Annotated in this window: 2 protein-coding genes; both read right to left on the reverse strand. The window is 36.0% G+C overall.

The genetic code is table 11. The annotated features are described in order from the left end of the window. Positions 1-265: 265 nt before the first annotated feature. Positions 266-1,603, reverse strand: a complete 1,338-nt coding sequence (locus DB41_RS02755; RefSeq protein ID WP_039384021.1) for a ComEC/Rec2 family competence protein — start codon at positions 1,601-1,603, stop codon at positions 266-268. Positions 1,604-1,813: 210 nt separating this feature from the next. Beyond that, positions 1,814-2,422 (reverse strand): hypothetical protein, encoded by a 609-nt coding sequence (locus tag DB41_RS02760; protein ID WP_039384023.1) that lies wholly within the window; start codon positions 2,420-2,422, stop codon positions 1,814-1,816. Positions 2,423-2,488: the final 66 nt, after the last annotated feature.

Below are 2,488 nucleotides of genomic sequence, written 5' to 3' on the forward strand. Positions count from 1 at the left end.
TTTTATCATGGCTAACTTGACCATCTAAAAGATTGGATAGCTCTGTAGCTGTGGCTTGTTGGTTTTGGCTGATAAGATAATCTGTATAAATATCAAGAAGATCAAGTTTCATTTTTTTTCTCCTCTTTTTAAAGAAAAAAATATACTCTTAGAATAATTTTTCAACTCATCTGTGCGTAAGGTGAGCTCATAAATTTAATTTCCAAAGAAGTCGATTATAAAAAATGATAGGTAGCTTTTACTAAACAAGGCAAGAACGAAGCGTTTAAAAAATAAATTCCTGGCTAGTAATCTTTTGTTGCTTGCTCAAATAATTTCGTCCATAAATTCCTGCTAGAAAATATATTCCTAGCCATAAAATAGCTATTTCCTGATTTACTAAAAGGTTTATATTATAATCCAGGCTTTTGGGCATACCATAGGCGTAATCTAAGACAAAGTTAGTAAAAGATTCATTAAAGTGATGAATGATCTGGGCTAAGCTAGAGCTTAAAATTCCTACCATTAAACCAGCTAATAAAAACATGAGGGCAAGACTTACCATCCAAGGAAAAAAGAAATTGTAGATTATACTCCATAAGGGAAACTTTTGAAAATAATAGAGGGTTAGAGGAAGGGCTGCTAAAGTAACCGCTATGGATAGTGCTAATGCTTGGCGGAAGAGAGTGAGAATGATAAAGCCGTGCTGGTTGGCAAGATTCATGGCCATTAATTGATTAAAGGTTTTCTTAGCAAAAATCTTTTGGAGTAAATAGTCGAAGGAAAAATAAGAGATTAGGATGGCTGCTGTCACGGCAAAGCTAAATTGGAAGCCTATATGAAGCGCTAATTCCGGATCAAAAATAAGAACGATTAACAATCCTATTCCCAAAGAATTGAGGCCAGAAGGAGGTTTCTCTAGTAGGGTAGCACCAAAGCCTAGCATGCAGCTGACCCATGCTCGAATTATAGAGGGAGAAGGCCCTAGAAAAGCAAAGTAGAGAGTCATAAAAAGCATAAGAAGACTTACACTCGTTTTTTGTCCTACTACCCAAGATAAAATAAAACCCAGCATGCCTGCTACGATGGCGAAATGAAAGCCCGAAATAGCCATGATATGTTGCAAGCCGAAACGTGAAAATTCAAAAGCCATGAGACGATTTTCAAATTCGCCCGTTGTGATGCCTGAAAGAAAGCTGCTACTAGGGCTATTAGGGTTTTTAGAAATTTTTTGAGAAATATATTTATTAACGGCTTTTTTGGCATTAAAGCGCCATTCCGCTAGACCCCAACTATTTGTTATAGGATGCCAGGGGTGGTATTTATCTGGCTTGAAAATAAATTTACCATTTTTAGACTGTTTAAGCCTACCTTGTAAAAGGTAGGTTTTATTAGCTAAAGGACGATTAAGCGAGGCATGATCTAATAAAGAAATGATTACAGAAATGTTAGGATAAATATTTAAAGATTCATGCCCGGTAAAAGAAAGCAGCCTACCTTGATAGCTCCAGCTTTTACCCATGAAGGTATTCTTTCGGGATAAAGAAGAGATATGAATAAGAGCAGTACCTGTAACTCCTTGTCCAGGTAGATGAGGAGGTTGGAAGGCTAAGGAAGAATACAAAGCAGCACTTAAAAAAGAAGGAAGTTAAGAACAGCAGCTTTGTATTCCTGCTGAAAGGCAAAAGAGAGCAAAAGGATGGTTAGAAGCAGGCTATTTATAAAGAGGCTAGAAGATGAAATCCCTAAGCCGCTATAGACTCCTAATAAAAATGAAAGGCCATAGAAAAGAGCGGGATAACTCTTACAAAATAAATATAAAGGGCTAAGGAGATTAAATTTGAACTTCGTATAATCTCTTGTTTGGGTTGTTAAGGGAGCAAGTTAAACCTCGATCTTTTAACTTATTTATTTTGCGAGACTGAAGGCTTTGAAGAGATTGAAGAAAGCTTAAATTCTTAGATAGCGTTTTAGTTCCTTTTAATTTAGTGCGTTCTTTAGGTTGGCTAGCTTTAATTGGGTCAGGGAAAGCCGCAGGGATTTTTTTGCGTACTCGAAGAGCATCCATCAAGGTATGGATACCCGCTAAAAAGGCATAGTTAATTAAAGCGTAGTGGTTGCTAAAAGTGATAATTAAATAATTATAAGAAATTGAATTATTATCTTTTAATAAGACATATTTATGAAGCTTATTAATGGCTAGCACTTCGCCGATGGGGTAAAAAGCTGTCCTATCTAAGGTAGAAAGTAGGTATTGAAAATTTTCTGGTAGAGCTTCACTGAAAATTTTATCATTTTTAAGAATATAACATAAGGGGGCTGCCCCTCCAGGGATATGCTCAATAAGAATAAGCTCAGCAAAAGTATGCTGGGACATATCTCCCGATTGCAAATCTTTAAATTCGACATTTAATCTTTCTAGCCTTACTCTGTTTACCTCCACGCTCGGCCATCCTTTGTTTTCTAAGTACTTGAAAATCAGGAAATAAAAATAAGCTCAAAAAATTAA

The organism is Neochlamydia sp. TUME1, from assembly GCF_000813645.1.
Taxonomy (GTDB): domain Bacteria; phylum Chlamydiota; class Chlamydiia; order Chlamydiales; family Parachlamydiaceae; genus Neochlamydia.